16 protein-coding genes and 2 pseudogenes are annotated in these 17,691 nt (G+C 67.9%); 9 read left to right on the forward strand and 9 right to left on the reverse strand.

Translation table 11 applies throughout. The annotated features are described in order from the left end of the window. Positions 1–4: 4 nt before the first annotated feature. Genes rsmB through def form a run of 3 tightly spaced genes read right to left on the reverse strand, consistent with a single transcriptional unit; the run spans position 5 to position 2,812 of the window. Positions 5–1,306, reverse strand: coding sequence for a 16S rRNA (cytosine(967)-C(5))-methyltransferase RsmB (gene rsmB / locus ACZ5R1_RS00065; protein WP_042134983.1), 1,302 nt, complete (start codon positions 1,304–1,306; stop codon positions 5–7). Next, on the reverse strand, positions 1,303–2,247 hold the full coding sequence (gene fmt, locus ACZ5R1_RS00070; protein ID WP_027598733.1) for a methionyl-tRNA formyltransferase: 945 nt from the start codon (positions 2,245–2,247) through the stop codon (positions 1,303–1,305). The genes rsmB and fmt overlap by 4 nt, the downstream gene beginning before the upstream one ends. Before the next feature lie 58 nt (positions 2,248–2,305). Further along, positions 2,306–2,812: a peptide deformylase gene (gene def / locus ACZ5R1_RS00075; RefSeq protein ID WP_007160149.1), complete on the reverse strand. Its 507-nt coding sequence runs from the start codon at positions 2,810–2,812 to the stop codon at positions 2,306–2,308. Positions 2,813–3,043: 231 nt separating this feature from the next. On the opposite strand from def, the gene ACZ5R1_RS00080 reads away from it, so the two are divergent. The 3 genes from ACZ5R1_RS00080 to tsaC all read left to right on the forward strand — a co-directional run bounded on the left by ACZ5R1_RS00080 (position 3,044) and on the right by tsaC (position 5,831). Then, on the forward strand, positions 3,044–4,075 hold the full coding sequence (locus tag ACZ5R1_RS00080) for a LysM peptidoglycan-binding domain-containing protein (RefSeq protein WP_027598734.1): 1,032 nt from the start codon (positions 3,044–3,046) through the stop codon (positions 4,073–4,075). Positions 4,076–4,126: 51 nt separating this feature from the next. Next, entirely contained in the window at positions 4,127–5,212 is a 1,086-nt protein-coding gene (gene dprA / locus ACZ5R1_RS00085; RefSeq protein ID WP_042134985.1) for a DNA-processing protein DprA, read from the forward strand. A gap of 64 nt (positions 5,213–5,276) precedes the next feature. Continuing rightward, the gene (gene tsaC / locus ACZ5R1_RS00090; protein ID WP_042134987.1) at positions 5,277–5,831 is read left to right on the forward strand and encodes an L-threonylcarbamoyladenylate synthase type 1 TsaC; all 555 of its coding nucleotides are present in this window, start codon (positions 5,277–5,279) and stop codon (positions 5,829–5,831) included. A 1-nt stretch (position 5,832) separates the two neighbouring features. On the opposite strand, the gene ACZ5R1_RS00095 is transcribed toward tsaC, so the two are convergent. From ACZ5R1_RS00095 to ACZ5R1_RS00110, 4 genes and pseudogenes are all read right to left on the reverse strand, one after another. Then, entirely contained in the window at positions 5,833–6,117 is a 285-nt protein-coding gene (locus ACZ5R1_RS00095; RefSeq protein WP_420030764.1) for a response regulator, read from the reverse strand. Positions 6,118–6,291: 174 nt separating this feature from the next. Next, positions 6,292–6,534, reverse strand: a pseudogene (locus ACZ5R1_RS00100) (ATP-binding protein); the annotation flags it as partial. Positions 6,535–6,780: 246 nt separating this feature from the next. After that, a pseudogene (locus tag ACZ5R1_RS00105) lies at positions 6,781–9,216 on the reverse strand (PAS domain S-box protein); the annotation flags it as partial. 157 nt (positions 9,217–9,373) lie between these two features. Continuing rightward, positions 9,374–10,351, reverse strand: coding sequence for an NADPH:quinone reductase (locus tag ACZ5R1_RS00110; RefSeq protein ID WP_042134991.1), 978 nt, complete (start codon positions 10,349–10,351; stop codon positions 9,374–9,376). 143 nt (positions 10,352–10,494) lie between these two features. Between ACZ5R1_RS00110 and hemF the strand changes: the two genes are divergently transcribed. Next, positions 10,495–11,424 carry an oxygen-dependent coproporphyrinogen oxidase gene (gene hemF / locus ACZ5R1_RS00115; protein ID WP_042134993.1) on the forward strand — a complete coding sequence of 310 codons (930 nt, stop codon included), beginning with the start codon at positions 10,495–10,497 and terminating at the stop codon, positions 11,422–11,424. A gap of 4 nt (positions 11,425–11,428) precedes the next feature. After that, on the forward strand, positions 11,429–12,244 hold the full coding sequence (gene aroE / locus ACZ5R1_RS00120; RefSeq protein ID WP_115946224.1) for a shikimate dehydrogenase: 816 nt from the start codon (positions 11,429–11,431) through the stop codon (positions 12,242–12,244). A 243-nt stretch (positions 12,245–12,487) separates the two neighbouring features. On the opposite strand, the gene ACZ5R1_RS00125 is transcribed toward aroE, so the two are convergent. Further along, a complete protein-coding gene (locus tag ACZ5R1_RS00125) occupies positions 12,488–12,913 on the reverse strand; it encodes a hypothetical protein (RefSeq protein WP_042134997.1) in 426 nt (141 codons plus the stop codon). 71 nt (positions 12,914–12,984) lie between these two features. Here ACZ5R1_RS00125 and ACZ5R1_RS00130 point away from each other — a divergent pair, with 71 nt between their 5' ends. Beyond that, positions 12,985–13,335: a MerR family transcriptional regulator gene (locus tag ACZ5R1_RS00130; RefSeq protein WP_027598742.1), complete on the forward strand. Its 351-nt coding sequence runs from the start codon at positions 12,985–12,987 to the stop codon at positions 13,333–13,335. A 385-nt stretch (positions 13,336–13,720) separates the two neighbouring features. Here the strand turns inward: ACZ5R1_RS00130 and ACZ5R1_RS00135 are convergent, their stop codons facing one another. Then, positions 13,721–14,272, reverse strand: coding sequence for a gamma carbonic anhydrase family protein (locus ACZ5R1_RS00135; protein WP_042134999.1), 552 nt, complete (start codon positions 14,270–14,272; stop codon positions 13,721–13,723). Between the two features lie 44 nt (positions 14,273–14,316). Between ACZ5R1_RS00135 and prlC the strand changes: the two genes are divergently transcribed. The 3 genes from prlC (at position 14,317) to ACZ5R1_RS00150 (ending at position 17,508) form a co-directional block, all read left to right on the forward strand. Further along, complete coding sequence (gene prlC, locus ACZ5R1_RS00140) at positions 14,317–16,413, forward strand: oligopeptidase A (protein ID WP_156045012.1); 2,097 nt, start codon at positions 14,317–14,319, stop codon at positions 16,411–16,413. Next, the gene (locus ACZ5R1_RS00145) at positions 16,410–16,682 is read left to right on the forward strand and encodes a YheV family putative zinc ribbon protein (protein ID WP_042135003.1); all 273 of its coding nucleotides are present in this window, start codon (positions 16,410–16,412) and stop codon (positions 16,680–16,682) included. The genes prlC and ACZ5R1_RS00145 overlap by 4 nt, the downstream gene beginning before the upstream one ends. Before the next feature lie 367 nt (positions 16,683–17,049). Next, a complete protein-coding gene (locus tag ACZ5R1_RS00150) occupies positions 17,050–17,508 on the forward strand; it encodes an anti-virulence regulator CigR family protein (RefSeq protein WP_288473251.1) in 459 nt (152 codons plus the stop codon). Positions 17,509–17,691: the final 183 nt, after the last annotated feature.

Consider the following 17,691-nt stretch of genomic DNA (forward strand, 5'->3'; position numbering starts at 1 on the left):
TCTCCTACTTGGCGATCTTGATCAGCTTGCAGTAATAGAAGCCGTCATGGCCGTCGGGCTGCGGCAGGAGCTGGCGACCATGGGGCTGGGCAAGGCCCCAGGTAGCGGGGATGTCCAGTTCGCGGGCGCCGGGGGTGCGGGCGAGAAAGGCGGCGAGGTTGCTGCTGTTTTCTTCCGGTAGCACCGAACAGGTGGCGTAGACCAGGATGCCGCCCACCTCCAGCGTCGGCCAGAGGGCGTCCAGCAATTCGCCCTGCAGCTGCACCAGGGGCGCGATGTCGCTGGCCTGGCGGGTCAGCTTGATGTCCGGATGGCGGCGGATCACCCCGGTGGCGCTGCAGGGGGCGTCCAGCAGGATGCGCTGGAAGGGCGTGCCGTCCCACCAGTCGGCCACGGCACGGCCATCGGCAGCCAGGGTGCGCGCGGTGAGGCCCAGACGCGCCAGATTCTGCTCGACCCGCTGCAGGCGGCCGGCATCGGCGTCCAGCGCCACCACCTCGGCCAGCCCCGGCTCACTTTCCAGCAGATGGCAGGTCTTGCCTCCGGGCGCGGCGCAGGCGTCCAGCACCCGCTGGCCGGGCGCCAGTTCCAGCAGTTCGGCCGCCAGCTGCGCGGCTTCGTCCTGCACGCTCAAGCGACCCGCGGCAAAACCCGGCAAGGCGGTGACGTCCTGGGGCTGCAGCAGGCGGATGCCGTCGGCGCTGAAGGCGCAGGGCACGGCGTCGATATCGGCGGCGGCCAGCTCGGCCAGATAGGCATCGCGACTGCCCTGGCGGCGATTGACCCTGAGGATCAGCGGCGGGTGCAGGTTGTTGGCCCTGGCGATGGCTTCCCAGTGCTCCGGCCAGCGCGCCTTGAGGGCTTTCTGCAGCCAGCGCGGATGGGCCAGGCGCGCCGCTGGGTCATGCTCCAGGGCCGGCAGCAGGCTGTCGTATTCGCGCTGGGCGCGGCGCAGCACGGCGTTGAGCAGGCCCTTGGCCGAGGATTTCTTCAGCTTGTCGACGCAGCCCACCGTCTCGCCGATGGCGGCGTGGGCGGGGATGCGCGTGTGGAACAGCTGGTAGAGCCCGATCAGCAGCAGCGCTTCGAGATCGCGGTCGCCGGCCTTGAAGGGTTTATCCATGAGCTTTTCCGCCAGCAGCGACAGGCGCGGCTGCCAGCGGGCGGTGCCGAAGGCCAGATCCTGGGCCAGGGCGCGGTCACGCGGATCGACCTTGGCCAGTTGCTCGGGCAGGCTGCTGCCGAGGGAGGCGCGGCCGGCGAGGACCGCCGCCAGGGCGCGGGTAGCTGCCAGCCGCGGATTCATAGACCCAGCACCTGACCGGGGGCGAAGCGCTCGCGACGGGCGTTGTAGAGATCGGCGAAGCCTAGCGGCTTGCCCCCGGGCAGCTGCAGCCGGGTCAGGCGCAGGGCGCCTTCGCCGCAGGCGACCAGCAGGCCGGAGCGATCGGCATCCAGCACCATGCCGGGAACGCCCTGCCCTGCGGCCAGCTCCGCGGCCCAGACCTTGAGGGGTTCGCCGGCCAGGGCGGTGTGGCACAGCGGCCAGGGATCGAAGGCGCGGATACGGCGCTCCAGTTCCACCGCCGGACGGCCCCAGTCCAGCCGGGCCTCGTCCTTGTTGAGCTTGTGCGCATAGGTGGCCAGGTCATCGTCCTGCACCTCGCCCGCCAGGCTGCCGTCGGCCAGACCCGGCAGCGCCTGGACCACGGCGGCGGCGCCCAGGCTGGCCAGGCGATCGTGCAGGCTGCCGCCGGTATCGTCGGCGGTCAGCGGTGTGCTCACCTTGCTCAGCATGGGACCGGTATCCAGACCGGCTTCCATGCGCATCACGGTGACCCCGGATTCGGCATCGCCGGCCTCCAGGGCGCGCTGGATGGGCGCCGCGCCGCGCCAGCGCGGCAGCAGCGAGGCATGGCTGTTGATGCAGCCCAGGCGCGGGATGTCGAGCACCGCCTGGGGCAGGATCAGGCCGTAGGCCACCACCACCAGCAGATCGGGTTCCAGCGCCGCCAGGGTGGCCTGGGCCGCGGGATCGCGCAGGGTCGGCGGCTGCTGCACGGGAATGCCGTGGCTCAGCGCCAGCTGCTTGACCGGACTCATGGCCAGTTTCTGGCCACGCCCGGCGGGGCGATCCGGCTGGGTATAGACAGCGGCGATGGGATAACCGGCATCGATCAGCGCCTGCAGGTGCACGGCGGCGAATTCCGGGGTTCCGGCGAAGACGAGGCGAAGGGATCTGGACATGGCGGACCTGGCGGAAAGGGCGAGCGGCGGACGCCGAAGACGCCGTCCGCCAGGGCGATCAGGCCTTGTGGCGCTGCTGCTTTTCGAGCTTTTTCTTGATGCGATCGCGCTTGAGCGGCGACAGGTAGTCGACGAACAGCTTGCCGTCGAGGTGATCGATCTCGTGCTGGATGCACACCGCCAGCAGGCCGTCGCATTCCAGCTCGAAGGGCTTGCCGTCGCGATCCAGGGCCTTGACCCGGACGCGCTCGGGGCGGCAGACCTTTTCGTAGAAGCCGGGAATCGACAGGCAGCCTTCCTGATACTCGCCCAGTTCCTGGGTGAGCGGCTCGGCCTCGGGATTGATGAAGACCAGCGGCTCGCTCTTGTCTTCGCTGACGTCGATCACCACCAGGCGGCGATGCACGTTGACCTGGGTGGCGGCCAGACCGATGCCGGGCGCTTCGTACATGGTCTCGAACATGTCGTCGATGGTCTGGCGCAGGGCGTCGTCCACCGTGTCGATGGGCTTGGCGACGGTGCGCAGGCGGGGATCGGGGAATTCGAGGATGTCTAGGATCGCCATGGCGTTGAGGGCACTTGTGGAATACAGTCAAGGGGCGCTGCTAAGATGCCGCAGCGTTGTTTCCACCCGGCTCGGGCTGGTCCCGAGTGGTGGATGACGTCGGTCGACGGGGATGAGCGCCTGCGCTGCCCGGTGCCGACAAAGGTGGCGATCAGGGCACGACTGGGGCGATTCCCCGACGTTTGCGTGAAGACGGTTCTTCAAGGCCAAGAGTGTAAAGGGATTCGACGCATGAGGAAATCTTTGTTCGCCCTGCTGCTGGTTGCAGGGGGCGCCCTGCAGTCGGCGTACGCAGCGGTCACCCTGCGTCAGGATCACCCGGAAAGCTACACCGTGGTTCGCGGCGATACCCTCTGGGACATCTCCGCCAGATTCCTCAGCAAACCCTGGGAATGGCCGGAGATCTGGCAGGCCAATCCGCAGATCAAGAATCCCCATCTCATCTATCCCGGCGACACCCTGGTGCTGAGCTATGTCGACGGTCAGCCGCGCCTGCAGCTCAACCGCGGCGCCTCGCGCGGCACGGTCAAGCTGTCGCCCACGGTGCGCAGCACGCCCATCGCCGAAGCCATCCCGGCCATTCCGCTGGAAGCGGTCAACAGCTTCCTCTTGCAGAATCGCGCCATCGATTCGGCCGAACAGTTCCAGGCGGCGCCCTATGTGGTGGCCGGCAACGCCGAGCGGGTGGTGAGCGGCGCCGGCGATCGCATCTATGTGCGCGGCAAGCTGCAGCCGGGGGTCTCGGCCTACGGCATCTACCGCCAGGGCAAGACCTATGTCGATCCCAAGACCGGCGCCTTCCTCGGCATCAATGGCGACTTCATCGGCAGCGCCGATCTGGTCGCCCAGGAGGGCGACATTGCCACCCTGCGCCTGACGCGCACCACCCAGGAGGTGCGCCTGGGCGACCGGCTGTTCCCCACCGAGGAGCGGCTGGTGAACTCCACCTTCATGCCCAGCGCCCCGGCCCGCGACATCAATGGCCTGATCCTCGATGTGCCGCGTGGCGTCACCCAGGTCGGCCAGTTCGATGTGGTGACCCTCAACAAGGGCGCTCGTGACGGCCTGGCCGAGGGCAACGTGCTGGCGGTCTACAAGACCGGCGAGACGGTGCGTGATCGCATCACCGGCGAGCTGGTGAAGATCCCCGACGAGCGCGCCGGCCTGCTGATGGTCTTTCGCACCTACGACAAGATCAGCTACGGCCTGATCCTGACCGCCACCCGCCAGCTGGCGATCATGGACAAGGTGCGCAACCCCTAATCCCCTCCCGGGTCGCCAGGACGGCGACCGGCCACCCTCAAGGACGACACCATGGCCAGCTTCTCCCCTGCCGAGCTGGACGCTCGGCTGCGCCTGCACGCACTCCCCGAACTCGGCGCCGTGCGCCAGCGCCTGCTGCTGGACGCCTTTGGCAGCGCCAGCGCCGCCCTCAGTGCCCCGGCCTCCGCCTGGCGCGCCCTGCGCCTGCCGGCGGTGGCCGCAGAGGCCCGCCGCAGTCCCGCCACCCGCGAACGGGTCGACCAGGCCCTTGCCTGGCTGGACGGCCCCGAACGCCACCTGCTCTGCCTGGGCGACGAGCGCTATCCGGCGCTGCTCGCCGAGATCGCCGATCCACCCCCGCTGCTGTTCGTCGAAGGACGGGTCGGGTTGCTCGAACGACCGCAACTGGCCCTGGTAGGCAGTCGTCAGGCCAGCGCCCAGGGGCTGGACAATGCCCGGCGTTTCGCCCACAGCCTGGCCGCGGCCGGCTTCTGCATCACCAGTGGCCTGGCGCTGGGCATCGATGGCGCGGCGCACCAGGGCGCCCTGGAGGCCGGCGGCGGCACGGTCGCCGTGCTCGGCACCGGCCTGCGGCAGCTCTATCCGCGCCGGCACCTGGGGCTCGCCCGGCGCCTGCTGGCCGAGGGCGGCGTGCTGGTCTCGGAGTTGCCACTGGACTGCACGCCCCAGGCCGGCAACTTTCCACGGCGCAACCGGATCATCAGCGGTCTCAGCCTGGGTACCCTGGTGGTGGAGGCCAGTCCTTCCAGCGGTTCGCTGATCACCGCGCGCCTGGCCGCCGAACAGGGCCGCGAGGTGTTCGCCCTGCCCGGCTCCATTCATCATCCCGGGGCTCGCGGCTGTCACCAGCTGATCCGCGAGGGCGCGCAGCTGGTGGAAGGCGTTGAACACATTCTCGAAGCCCTGCAGGGCTGGCGTAGCCTGGCCCCGCTCGCTACCACCGCGGCGGTCGAGGAGCATCCCCTGTTGCGCCAGCTGGCCGCCGGACCGCTCAACAGCGAAGAACTGGCGCGGCTCTGCGAGCTGTCGCTGCCGGAGGTGCTGGTCCAGCTGACCGAACTGGAGCTGGAAGGCCGGATCGTGGCGCAGCAGGGCAGCTGGTGTCGCCTCGGCTAGCGGGGGATGACTGGCATCGGCGGCGCGCTCGGGTAGACTTCAGGGATTTGGCGGAGGCAAGGCGATGCACAACAGCTGGCGAGTGCGGCAGGCGGCGCGAATCGTGCGCGAGGGGGGCGTCCTGGCCTACCCCACCGAGGCCGTCTGGGGCCTGGGCTGCGATCCCTGGGATCAGGCCGCGGTCTATCGCCTGCTGATGCTCAAGCATCGGCCCATGGAAAAGGGTCTGATCCTGGTGGCCGACAACATCCGCCAGTTCGACTTCCTGCTGCATGATCTGCCGGAAGAGTCCCTGGCCAAGCTGGCCAGCACCTGGCCGGGGCCCAACACCTGGCTGGTGCCGCACCACAATCGCCTGCCCGGCTGGGTGACCGGCGCCCATGCCACCGTGGCGCTGCGAGTCTCCGAGCATCCCCTGGTGGGCGAACTCTGCGCCCTGACCGGGCCGCTGATCTCCACCTCGGCCAATCCCGCCGGTCGCCCGGCCGCCCGCACGCGGTTGCGGGTTCAGCAATACTTTCCCAATGGCCTGGACGGCATCCTCACGGGTGAACTGGGCGGGCGCAAGAATCCCAGCGTGATTCGCGACCTGGTGACCGGCAAGGTCTTCCGACCCTAGGTCAGTCCAGCAGCTGGCGCAGCAACCGCGCCAGGGCATCGATCTGGAACGGCTTGGCCAGCGAGGGCTCGCCGTTCGGCGTCGGGCGCTCGGCGTGACCGCTGACGAACAGCACCGGCAGCTCCGGCCAGCGCTCGCGCAGGCGCCCTGCCAGCTCGGCGCCATCGAGATCCGGCAGGCCGAGATCGGTGATCAGCAGGTCACAGGGCAGGTCGCCGTCGACCAGGGTGAGCGCCGCCGATGCACTGGCCGCGGTGCGCACGCGATAGCCCAGCTCGGTGAGCATCTCGCGCAACAGCAGCCGCACCGAGACATCGTCTTCCACCAGCAGCAGGCGTTCGCCCCGACTCTGGGCGATGGCCGCCTGGGGCGTCGCGCTCGCCGCCGGCCGCTCGGGCTGGGCACAGGGCAGCCAGAGACTGACCCGGGTGCCACTGCCCAATTCACTCTCCAGGGTCACGTGGCCACCGGACTGCTTGATGAAGCCATAGAGCATCGACAGGCCCAGGCCGGTGCCCTGGCCGATGGGCTTGGTGGTGAAGAAGGGATCGAAGGCGCGGTCTACCACCTCGGCGGGCATGCCGCTGCCGGTGTCGGCGATGGTCAGACGCACATAGTCGCCCGGCGGCAGGTCGTGTTCGGCGGCTAGGTCGGTGAGGTGATCGAGGGCGGTTTCCAGGGTCAGCTGGCCGCCTTCGGGCATGGCGTCGCGGGCGTTGATCACCAGATTCAGCAGGGCGTTTTCCAGCTGGTTGGTGTCGGTGCGCGCCGGCGGTAGCTGCAACGCGAGGCTGCTGCGCAGGCTGATGCGCTCGCCCAGGGTGCGCTGGAAGAGTTCTTCCAGGGACAGGATCAGGTCGTTGACGTCCACCGGCCGCGGATCGAGGGTCTGCCGGCGCGCGAAGGCCAGCAGGCGATGGGTCAGGGCCGCGGCGCGGGTGGCGGATTGCTCGGCGGTGTCCAGGTAGCGCTGCAGGTTGTCATGGCGACCCTGGTCGAGACGCCGGCGCAGCAACTCCAGGGAACCGCTGATGCCGGTGAGCAGGTTGTTGAAGTCGTGGGCGATGCCACCGGTGAGATGGCCGATGGCTTCCATCTTCTGCGCCTGGCGCAGGGCCGCTTCGGCATTCTGCAGGGCCAGGGCGGCATCGTGCTCGACGGTGACGTCGCGGCCGAAGACATAGATGCGTCCGTCGTGATCGGCGGTGGCCTTCCACATCATGTGGCGCCAGGCGCCGTCGCGGGTACGCAGGCGCCCGGGCAGATCGCTGAGCACCTCGCCGTGGCGCAGGGCGGCCAGGCGCGGAAACACCGGTGGATCGTCCGGATGCTCCAGCGAGGTCGGCGGCTGGTGGCGCAATTCCTCGTCGTCCCAGCCCAGGGTGCGGCCCCAGGCGGGATTGCGGCTGAGCCAGCGTTGTCCCTGGATGACGCCGAGCAGGTCGTCGGCCACGCGCCACATGCGGTCACGCTCGACGGTGCGCTCGTGGACCCGCTGTTCCAGCAATTCGGCCAGGCGCCGCAGGCGGTGCTCGGCCATGCGGATCTCGCTGACGTCGGTGTGCACGCCCACCCATTCGCAGACCACGCCGTTCTCCCGCACCGGCAGGGCGCGCACGCTGAAGGTGCGCCACTGGCCGTCGCGACAGCGCAGGCGGTGTTCGTCGTGGAAGTCCACCTGCTGCTGCACCGCCAGGCGCCAGCGACGCAGGGTGCGGGATGAGTCTTCGGGATGCAGGGCATCGGCCCAGCCGTCTTGCTGATACTGGGCATAGCTCTGCCCGGTCAGGGTGCTCCAGGCGAGTTGTTCGCCGAGTAGATGGCCCTGGGCATTGGTGGTCCAGACCACCCCCTGCACCGCCTCCACGGCATTGCGGAAGCGCTGGTTGGACAGGTGCAGCGCGGCTTCGGCCTGCTTGCGCTGGGTGAGATCGACCACCACCAGGCTTACCGACAGTTCCTGGCCGATTTCCGATTGCAGCGGCGAGCCATGCAGACTGACCCAAACCACCGAACCGTCGGGGCGCAGGAAGCGCTGGTCCAGCTTGAAGCTGTCGCCGCGCTCGCGCAGGGTGTCGAGATGGCGCTCCAGGACAGCCCGATCCTCGGGATGGGTCTGGGCCTGCAGGGTCTGCTCCAGCACCCCCACCTCGTTGCGATCGAGCAATTCGCAATAGCGGCGATTGGCGAGCAGGATGCGCCCGCGGGCGTCGGTCTGGCAGATGCCGACCGCCGCCTGGTTGATCAGGCTGGCCAGGCGCGCGCTGTGTTCGCGCAGGGCGGTTTCCGCATCGACCCGCTGCTGGACGTCATCGAACAGGGTGACCGAGGCGATCACCTCGCCGGTGGCCGAGCGGACCGGTGCGCTGGATACTTCCAGCAGCCGGATGCTGCCGTCGGGTCGCCGATAGCGCATCAACTCGGGCGCCACTGCCTGGCCGCTGCGCAGCACCCGTACCGTGGGATAGTCGTCCACCGCATAGGGCTGGCCATTGGCGTGCAGGGCGCCAATGGCGCCATAGCGTTCGTCCAGCGTTTCGCCGGCCGGACGCTTGCCTAGGAGGATGTCGACCCGGTCGTTGAGCATCACCGCTTCTTCGCTGCCGGCCTCGGTGATGGAGATGCCCAGGGGCGCCTGCTGCAGCACGCTGGCCAGCAGGCCCTGTTCCAGCGACAGGCGCCGTTCGAGGTGTCGGGCCTGATCCTGGGTCTGCTGCCGCACCAGCAGGGCGCCCAGCAGCAGGGCCAACTGATCCAGCAGCAGTCGGGTGTCCGCCTCGACGGCGCTGCCCAGCTGCAGATAGCCCAGGGGCTGAGTGGCCGGGCCGAATGGGATGAGCAACTGACCCGCTGGCGGACTGCCGGCCTCGGCCACGGACAGCAGCCGCGCCTGGGGATCGTCGGCCAGGTCGCGCAGGGCCTGGGTGGCGCACAGCCGCAGGGCGGCGAGATCCGTGGTGCCGCTGAGACGCCGTGACCATTCGCCGAGCGCCTGCAGGCGTTGCGGCAGGTCGCGCTCGGCGCTGCGGCGGGCGGCGAAGCGAGCCCGGCTCGCCGGGGCCTGCCAGACGTGCAGCAACCAGCCCACGGCAACGTCCTCCCGGCGCAGCGGCACCAGGTGCAGGTCGAGGCGTACCAGGTGACCGTCGCGGTGGCGCAGGCCCTGGGTCTGGCAGCGTTCGAGGGCGGTCAGCCAGCCGTCGGCCGGCGGCTCGGGGAGCAGCAGGCCGACGATGGATTCACCAAGCCAGTCCTGCGCCGTCCAGCCCAGCAGCCGGGCGACGGCCGGGCACCACTGCCCGATCCGCCCGTCGGCGGTCAGGGTGATCAGTGCCGTGTCCGTGGCGGTGTCGAGCAGGCTGGCGAGGGGGCTGGAGATAGGCATGACAAGGGCAGCGATCCGGCCGATTCTTGAAAGAACGTCAAGGCCGTGACGACCTGACTGTCCGACATAGACCGGCGTTTACCCCCGTCGTGCCGCCTGGCTGCGGGAAACTTAATGGCCGTCACGATTTCCCGGCCAGGCGTGCGGGCGTTTTGTCTCAGGGCAACAGGATGGTCGAGCCGCTGGTCTCACGACCCGACAGCGCCCGATGCGCCTCCTGCACCTCGGCCAGTGGATAGCGCCGACCGATGTCCACCTGGATGCGGCCATCGGTGATCAGCTCGAACAGCTGATCGGCCATGTCCTGCAGGGCCTCGGGCGAGGCGGCGTAGGTGGCCAGGGTCGGCCGGGTGACATAGAGCGAGCCTTTCTGCGAGAGGATCCCCAGGTTGACCCCGGTGACCGCGCCGGAGGCGTTGCCGAAGCTGACCATCAGGCCGCGGGGCGCCAGACAGTCCAGCGACATCTCCCAGGTGTCCTTGCCGACGCCGTCGTAGACCACCGGCACCTTGGCCCCGTCGGTCAATTCGCGGACCCGTGCCGGGACGTCTTCTTGGCGATAGTCGATCACCGCCCAGGCGCCCAGCGCCTTGGCCTTTTCCAGCTTTTCCGGCGAGCCGGCGGTACCGATCAGGCGCACGCCCAGGGCCTTGGCCCACTGGCAGGCCAGGGAGCCGACGCCGCCGGCCGCGGCATGGAACAGCACGGTGTCGCCGGCCTGCAGCGGATAGGTCTGGCGCAGCAGGTACTGCACCGTCAGCCCCTTGAGCATGACCGCGGCGCCCTGCTCGAAGGACACGGCTTCCGGCAGGTGCACCAGATGCCGCTCGGGCAGCACATGGACCTCGGCATAGGCGCCCAGCGGGCCGGTGGCATAGGCCACGCGGTCGCCGGCCTTGAAGCGGGTGACCGCACTGCCGACCGCTTCCACCACCCCGGCGCCCTCGGTGCCCAGGCCGGAGGGCAGCGACGGCGGCGGATAGAGGCCGCTGCGGTAGTAGGTCTCGATGAAGTTGAGGCCGATGGCATGGTTGCGCACCTGCACCTCGTCGGGGCCGGGCGCGGCGGGTTCGAAATTCACAAGTTCGAGTACTTCGGGACCACCGGTGCGGCTGAACTGGATGCGCTGGGCCATGCTTGAGTATCTCCTGGTTGGAGCCCTTGGCCGGGCTCTCTTGGGGTGAGCCTTCATCCAAGCCGCAACCGCGGGCCGCGTCAACCGGTCGGATACGGGTGTTATGCTTTCCGCCCTCCCCGCCTGTTGTGGAAATCCTTGCGATGAATCCCTCCCTGGAGGCCGTCAAGGCCTATCTGCTCGATCTGCAGGAGCGCATCTGCGCCGCACTGGAAGCCGAGGATGGCGCCGCCGCTTTCGTCGAAGACGCCTGGACCCGGCCGACCGGCGGTGGTGGCCGCACCCGGGTGATCGCCGAGGGCGCCCTGCTGGAAAAGGGCGGCGTGAATTTCTCCCATGTGCATGGCGACAGCCTGCCGCCCTCGGCCAGCGCCCATCGCCCGGAACTGGCCGGGCGCAGCTTCGAGGCCATGGGTGTCTCCCTGGTGATGCACCCGCGCAATCCCCATATCCCCACCGCCCATGCCAACGTGCGCTTCTTCCTGGCCGAAAAGCCCGGCGAGGCGCCGGTCTGGTGGTTCGGCGGGGGTCTCGACCTCACCCCCTACTACGGCAACGAGGCCGATTGCGTGCACTGGCACCAGGTCTGCCATGACGCCTGCGCGCCCTTCGGCGCCGACGTCTATCCGCGCTACAAGGCCTGGTGCGACCGCTATTTCCACCTCAAGCACCGGGGCGAGCCGCGCGGCATCGGCGGCCTGTTCTTCGATGACCTGAACGACTGGGACTTCGACACCTGCTTCGCCTTCCAGCGCGCCATCGGCGATGCCTTCGTCGACGCCTACCTGCCCATCGTCCAGCGTCGCCGCCACCAGTCGTACAGCGAGGCCGAGCGGGAATTCCAGGCCTATCGCCGCGGCCGCTACGTGGAATTCAACCTGGTCTATGACCGCGGTACCCTGTTCGGCCTGCAATCCGGCGGGCGCACCGAGTCCATCCTCATGTCGCTGCCGCCCGAGGTGCGCTGGGGCTATGACTGGAAACCCGTGCCCGGCTCGCCGGAAGCGCGCCTGACCGACTTCTTTCTCACCGACCGCGACTGGCTCGCACTCGCCCCGACGCCCGCAGGATAGACCCATGGATCGCTACGCCGTCTTCGGCAATCCCATCGCCCACAGCAAGTCGCCGCTGATCCACAGCCTGTTCGCCGACCAGACCGGCCAGCGCCTGCACTACGGGACGCTGCTGGCGCCGCTGGACGGCTTCAGCGAAAGCGCCCGCAGCTTCTTCCAGAGCGGCCTGGGCGCCAATGTCACGGTGCCCTTCAAGGAAGAGGCCTACCAGCTGTGCGATGAACTCACCCCGCGTGCGCGCCGCGCCGGGGCGGTGAACACCCTCAAGCGCCAGGGCAACGGTCGCCTGCTCGGCGACAACACCGACGGCGCCGGGCTGGTGCGGGATCTCACGGTCAACGCCGGTCTGCAGCTGGCCGGTCAGCGCGTCCTGGTGCTGGGCGCCGGCGGCGCCGTACGCGGCGTGCTGGAGCCCTTGCTGGCCTGCAATCCCGAGCAACTGGTGCTGGCCAATCGCACCGAGCTCAAGGCGGTGCAACTGGCGCGGGAATTCGCCGAACTGGGGACGATCGAGGTGGCGGCCTTCTCCACCCTGAGAGCGCCCTTCGACGTCATCATCAACGGCACCTCGGCCAGTCTCGGGGGCGGTCGCCCACCGCTGTCGGAAGCGGTGATCGGTCCACAGACGGTGACCTACGACATGATGTACGGCAAGGACCTCACCCCCTTCAACCGCTGGGCCCTGGACGAGGGTGCCTTCCACACCTTGGACGGCCTGGGGATGCTGGTGGAACAGGCCGCCGAGGCCTTCGAACTCTGGCGCGGCGTGCGCCCCGACAGCGCGCCGGTGCTGGCGGAGTTAAGGCGGCAGTTGGGGTGAGGGGCAAGGCGCGGCTTGTTGGGCGAGGGCCATACTGGGCATGCCAAGGCCGCCGTTGCTAGGGGCTCGAATCGCGGCCATGGGCCGCTCCTACGGGATATATAACCTCTGTAGGAGCGGCCCATGGCCGCGATGAGACAGCACAGCAGCGCACGCAGTTAGGAGCAGCCGTATCGGCGGACAGCCACGGCCGCGATTGAGAGTCTTGCTGTGTGGGGTATGGCGAAGCCCGACGGACAGGCGTCAGCCCAACACTTGAGGTTGAACGCCGCGGGATACAGGAGACACCGGCCAAGCTTGGGCTATACCGAAGCCGATTTCGACCAGCAGAAACACCGCCAGCAAGGGACTGGCGCCCTGGTACAGCGCCCAGGCCTGCCAGAGGCCGAACAGGCCCCTGGCGACGGCATCGTAGCGTCCCAGCAGCAGCGAAGGCTTGGCCAGGCGCAGCACCGCCCAGACGCACACCAGGGAGCCGAGCAGATTGCCCAGCAGCAGGGCTTCCGGCGGGAATGCCGCCAGGGGCGCCAGGCCCAATGCCTGGCCGAGCTCGTCGAGCTGTCGTAGCAGCCAGGCGAGACTCCAGGGGGTGGCGAAGGGCGCGGTGACCAGCAGATCATAGAGGGCGCTGGCACGGACCAGTCGCAGATAGGGCGCAAGCTTCCACATGGACGGACTTCCTTGAACGAGAGGAAGTCCAGTGTCGACCCTGGAGCAAGGTCCAGGGTCAAGGAGAACGGATGCGGATCGGCACCCTCGCCCAGGCCACCGGCCTGAGTCGCGACACCCTGAGATTCTACGAGCGCCAGGGACTGCTCCAGGCGCGGCGGCGGGCCAACGGCTATCGCGACTATCCACCCGAAGCCGTGGAATGGCTGGGCTATATCCGCACCGCCCAGCGACTGGGTTTCAGCCTGCAGGAAATCGCCGCCAACCTGAAGGACGTCGAGCGCGCCGCCGATCCGGATGCCTATCTGCAAGAACTGCTGCGCGACAAGCTCAGGGTCATAGAAGCGCGCATCGACGAATTGCAGGCGTTGCGTGGGGTGCTGTATTCGCGCTTGGGTGAAGCTTGTCCGCTGCGGGGGTAGCCGAGCGTTGGGCTTCGCTGCGCTCAAGCCAACCTACCAACTGGAGATGGCCGCCTGCTCTGACAGCCCCTTCTCCCCTTGGGAAAGTGTTGGGTGAGGGCGTACCCGCGCAATGAAGTCACCCGTGGAAAAGGCTGCGCCGTTTTCCACGCTACTGTGCTATTGCGCCAGGTGCCGTTCCTACGGGCTGGGTATAACGGCTGATCGTAATCGGGCCGGAGATGCTGGAGATGGACGCCTGCTTTGATAGCCCCCTCTCCCCTTGGGAGAGGGTTGGGGTGAGGGCGTACCTGCGCAATGAAGTCATCCGTGGAAAAGGCTGCGCCGTTTTCCACGCTACGGTGCTGTACTCAACCCAACCCAACCCGACCAGTTATCGCAACGCTTACGCCCCCTCCTCCCCATACCCCTCGGCCAGATGCTGGTCCTTGAGCTTCACGTAGTTGCCGGCGCTGTAGGTGAAGAAGGCGCGTTCCTTTTCCTCCAGCGGTCGCACCTGCTTGACCGGGCGACCGACGTAGAGATGGCCGCCTTCCAGCCGCTTGCCCGGCGGGACCAGGCTGCCGGCGCCGATCACCACGTCATCCTCCACCACCGCGCCGTCCATGACGATGCTGCCCATGCCCACCAGCACCCGGTCGCCGATCGTGCAGCCGTGCAGGGTCACCTGATGGCCGACGGTGACGTCGTTGCCGATCAGCAGGGGATAGCCGTCCGGGTTGAAGGGGCCGGCGTGGGTGATGTGCAGCACGCTGCCGTCCTGGATACTGGTGCGGGCGCCGATGCGGATGCGATGCATGTCGCCACGGATCACCGTCAGCGGCCAGATCGAGCTGTCTGCGTCGAGGGTCACGTCGCCGATCACCACCGCGGTGGCGTCGACGAAGGCGCGTTCGCCCAGTTGCGGGGTCTTACCCTGGAAGGTCCTTATGGTCACGATAGATACCTTTTCTCGTCGGAAGGGTCTTGAGACCTATTAGGATGGGCTCCATATATAACTGTCAAAGCCATCGCCCCGAGGGGAACGCCGTGAGCGCCAGCAATCCGCTGCTTCAGTCCCATGACCTGCCGCCCTTTTCCGCCATCAAGCCCGAGCACGTCGAGCCGGCCATCGATACCATCCTGGCCGAGAACCGTGCCGCCCTGGCCAAGCTGCTGGAGACCCAGAAGGAACACCCCACCTGGGCCGGCCTGGTGCTGGCGATGGACGAGCTGAACGATCGGCTGGGCCAGGCCTGGAGCCCCATCGGCCACCTCAACGCCGTGTGCAACAGCGCCGAGCTGCGCGCCGCCTACGAGGCCTGCCTGCCCAAGCTGTCGGCCTATTCCACCGAGATCGGCCAGAACAAGGACCTCTTCCAGGCCTACAGCCGCCTGGCCGAGAGCGAGGAAGCCAAGGGCTTCGACGTCGGTCAGAAGACCACCTTGGAACACGCCCTGCGCGACTTCCGCCTGTCCGGCATCGATCTGCCGCCAGCCGAGCAGCAGCGCTATGCCGCCATCCAGGCGCGCAAGTCCGAGCTGGGCAGCAAGTTCTCCAACCAGCTGCTCGACGCGACGCAGGCCTGGACCAAGCACCTCACCGACGAAGCCGCCCTCGCCGGCCTGCCCGAGTCGGCCAAGGCCCAGCTGCAGGCCGCCGCCCAGGCCAAGGAGCTGTACGGCTGGCTGGTGACCCTGGAATTCCCCAGCTACTACGCGGTGATGACCTACGCCGACGACCGCGCCCTGCGTGAAGAGGTCTATGCCGCCTATGCCACCCGCGCCTCCGAACAGGGTCCCAACGCCGGCCAGTTCGACAACGGCCCGGTGATGGAGGAATTGCTCGACCTGCGCCAGGAACTGGCCCGCCTTCTGGGCTACGCCAACTACGCCGAGCTGTCGCTGGCCACCAAGATGGCCGAGAGCAGCGACCAGGTGCTGGGTTTCCTGCGCGACCTCGCCGTGCGCTCAAAGCCCTTCGCCCAGCGCGACCTGGAAGAATTGCGCGCCTTCGCCGCCGAACAGGGCGTGCAGGATCTGCAGAGCTGGGACACCGGCTACTTCGCCGAAAAGTTGCGCCAGCAGCGCTATTCCCTGTCCCAGGAAGAGGTCCGTGCCTGGTTCCCGGTGGACAAGGTGCTGTCCGGCCTGTTCGCCACCGTACAGAAGCTCTATGGCATCGAGATCGCCGAGCTGCGCGACTTCGAGAAGTGGCATCCGGATGTGCGCCTGTTCGAGATCAAGGAAAACGGCACCTCCATCGGTCGCTTCTATTTCGATCTCTATGCCCGCGCCAACAAGCGTGGCGGTGCCTGGATGGACGGTGCCCGCGACAAGCGCCGCGATGCCCAGGGTCGGCTGATCGATCCGGTGGCCTACCTGGTCTGCAACTTCACCCCGGCCAGCCCCGGCAAGCCGGCGCTGCTCACCCATGACGAGGTAACCACCCTCTTCCACGAATTCGGCCATGGCCTGCACCACCTGCTGACCCGCGTCGAGCACGCCAGCGTCTCCGGCATCAACGGCGTGGCCTGGGATGCGGTGGAGCTGCCCAGTCAGTTCATGGAGAACTGGTGCTGGGAGCCCGAGGGCCTGGCGCTGATCTCCGGTCACTACGAGACCGGTGAGCCGCTGCCCCAAGAGCTGCTGGACAAGATGCTGGCGGCCAAGAACTTCCAGTCCGGCCTGATGATGCTGCGCCAGCTGGAATTCTCGCTGTTCGACTTCGAGCTGCATGCCAGCCACGGCGATGGCCGCAGCGTGCGCGAGGTGCTGGAAGGCATCCGCGACGAGATCTCGGTGGTACGGCCGCCGGCCTACAACCGCTTCCCCAACAGCTTCGCGCACATCTTCGCCGGCGGTTATGCGGCGGGTTACTACAGCTACAAGTGGGCCGAGGTGCTGTCCGCCGATGCCTTCGCCAAGTTCGAGGAGGAAGGCGTCTTCAACCCCGAAACCGGCCGGGCCTTCCGCGAAGCCATCCTGGCCCGCGGCGGCTCCCAGGCCCCCATGGTGCTGTTCGTCGACTTCCGCGGTCGCGAGCCCAGCATCGACGCCCTGCTCCGCCATTCCGGGCTGAGCGAGGAGGCGGCGTGAGCGAGCCGATCCGCAAGAGGTTCATCGCCGGGGCGGTCTGCCCGGCGTGCCAGGCGCAGGACACCCTGAAGATGTGGACCCAGGAGGGCACGCCCCATCGCGAGTGCGTCTCCTGTGGCTACAGCGACACCCTGGACGAGCGCGGCAATTCGGTCCCCAAAGAATTGCCGACGCGAGTCAATATCAGGGCGCTCAAGCCCAAGAAGCCCGATCCCACCGTGCAGGCCGTGCAGTTCTTTCCTAATCCCAAGCTGAAGAAGACGGATTAGGCAGCGGTGACCTTCGACAAGACCGCGCCCGGGATCACCCGGGCGCGGTCTTGCTGTTTTTGGGTCGAGTGAAATCGATCCGCATAGGACTTCTGCAGCGATGAAAACAGGCTTCAGCGCAGGGGGTCTCAAGCTTTATCCACAAAAAGCGGATTCGATAGCCAGCCGATCATCTTTTTAATCCATTGATACTAAAGGCTTTTTATTTGGTCCATGGCTGAGATTAGGGATTTCTCATGAAGTTATACCGATTTTATCCCCGATTTATCCACAGGCTGCGCATCCGTGAATGACCCGGGAGTCTTTTTCCGCGATCGGACTTCAAGGGGATAACCGCCACCCTCGTCCCCCATGAGGAAAGCCCCCCATGCGTACCCTCCTCGCTGCTGCAGCCTTCTGTCTGACCGGTAACCTGGCCCTGGCCGCGCCGCCGGATCACGAACCTGGCGGGCCCAAGGGACCGCACGGGCCGGGCTGGCAGGAACAGGGTGGTCCCAAGGGCCAGGGACCCGGTCCCAAGGCGCATGATCAGGGTCGTCCGGGTGCCGGACCGGCCGCCGGCGGGCCGCCCGATCTGGGACCGGCGCGGGAGCGCATCAAGGCGCTGCGGGGACAGATCGGCCGTGGGGGTGACCTGCCCCCGGGTCTGCGTCTGGAGCGTGGGCGTCCTCTGCCAGCCGGCTACGGCCGCGCCCTGCCCCCGGGCATCGCCCGCCAGTTGCCTGACTATCCCGGCTACGAATGGCGACGCCTGGGTACCGACATGGTGCTGGTCGCCGTGGGCACCGGACTCGTCTACGCCATCCTGCAGGGCGTGCTGGACTAGTCCGCCCAATTCTTTTGCCGGCAGCCCGCGGGCACCGCCGACTTCACCACAGGCTCTGGCACGGGCTCCCGGGGCCGGCCGCTCGGGCGTGGCCCGCCGGTGCGCCGGCGCAGGCGATAAATGGCGAAATCCCTCTGGCACAGTGCCAGCCCGGATTTTAGTAGAATAGCCGCCGCGCGCGGC

It is taken from the genome of Pseudomonas sp. Pso3, assembly GCF_055393275.1.

Bases quoted from the DNA above. Each gene is read 5' to 3' on its own strand.
- rsmB (WP_042134983.1), bottom strand. From the start codon at position 1,306: ATGAATCCGCGGCTGGCAGCTACCCGCGCCCTGGCGGCGGTCCTCGCC.
- fmt (WP_027598733.1), bottom strand. From the start codon at position 2,247: ATGTCCAGATCCCTTCGCCTCGTCTTCGCCGGAACCCCGGAATTCGCC.
- def (WP_007160149.1), bottom strand. From the start codon at position 2,812: ATGGCGATCCTAGACATCCTCGAATTCCCCGATCCCCGCCTGCGCACC.
- ACZ5R1_RS00080 (WP_027598734.1), top strand. From the start codon at position 3,044: ATGAGGAAATCTTTGTTCGCCCTGCTGCTGGTTGCAGGGGGCGCCCTG.
- dprA (WP_042134985.1), top strand. From the start codon at position 4,127: ATGGCCAGCTTCTCCCCTGCCGAGCTGGACGCTCGGCTGCGCCTGCAC.
- tsaC (WP_042134987.1), top strand. From the start codon at position 5,277: ATGCACAACAGCTGGCGAGTGCGGCAGGCGGCGCGAATCGTGCGCGAG.
- ACZ5R1_RS00095 (WP_420030764.1), bottom strand. From the start codon at position 6,117: ATGCTCACCGAGCTGGGCTATCGCGTGCGCACCGCGGCCAGTGCATCG.
- ACZ5R1_RS00110 (WP_042134991.1), bottom strand. From the start codon at position 10,351: ATGGCCCAGCGCATCCAGTTCAGCCGCACCGGTGGTCCCGAAGTACTC.
- hemF (WP_042134993.1), top strand. From the start codon at position 10,495: ATGAATCCCTCCCTGGAGGCCGTCAAGGCCTATCTGCTCGATCTGCAG.
- aroE (WP_115946224.1), top strand. From the start codon at position 11,429: ATGGATCGCTACGCCGTCTTCGGCAATCCCATCGCCCACAGCAAGTCG.
- ACZ5R1_RS00125 (WP_042134997.1), bottom strand. From the start codon at position 12,913: ATGTGGAAGCTTGCGCCCTATCTGCGACTGGTCCGTGCCAGCGCCCTC.
- ACZ5R1_RS00130 (WP_027598742.1), top strand. From the start codon at position 12,985: ATGCGGATCGGCACCCTCGCCCAGGCCACCGGCCTGAGTCGCGACACC.
- prlC (WP_156045012.1), top strand. From the start codon at position 14,317: ATGGGCTCCATATATAACTGTCAAAGCCATCGCCCCGAGGGGAACGCC.
- ACZ5R1_RS00150 (WP_288473251.1), top strand. From the start codon at position 17,050: ATGCGTACCCTCCTCGCTGCTGCAGCCTTCTGTCTGACCGGTAACCTG.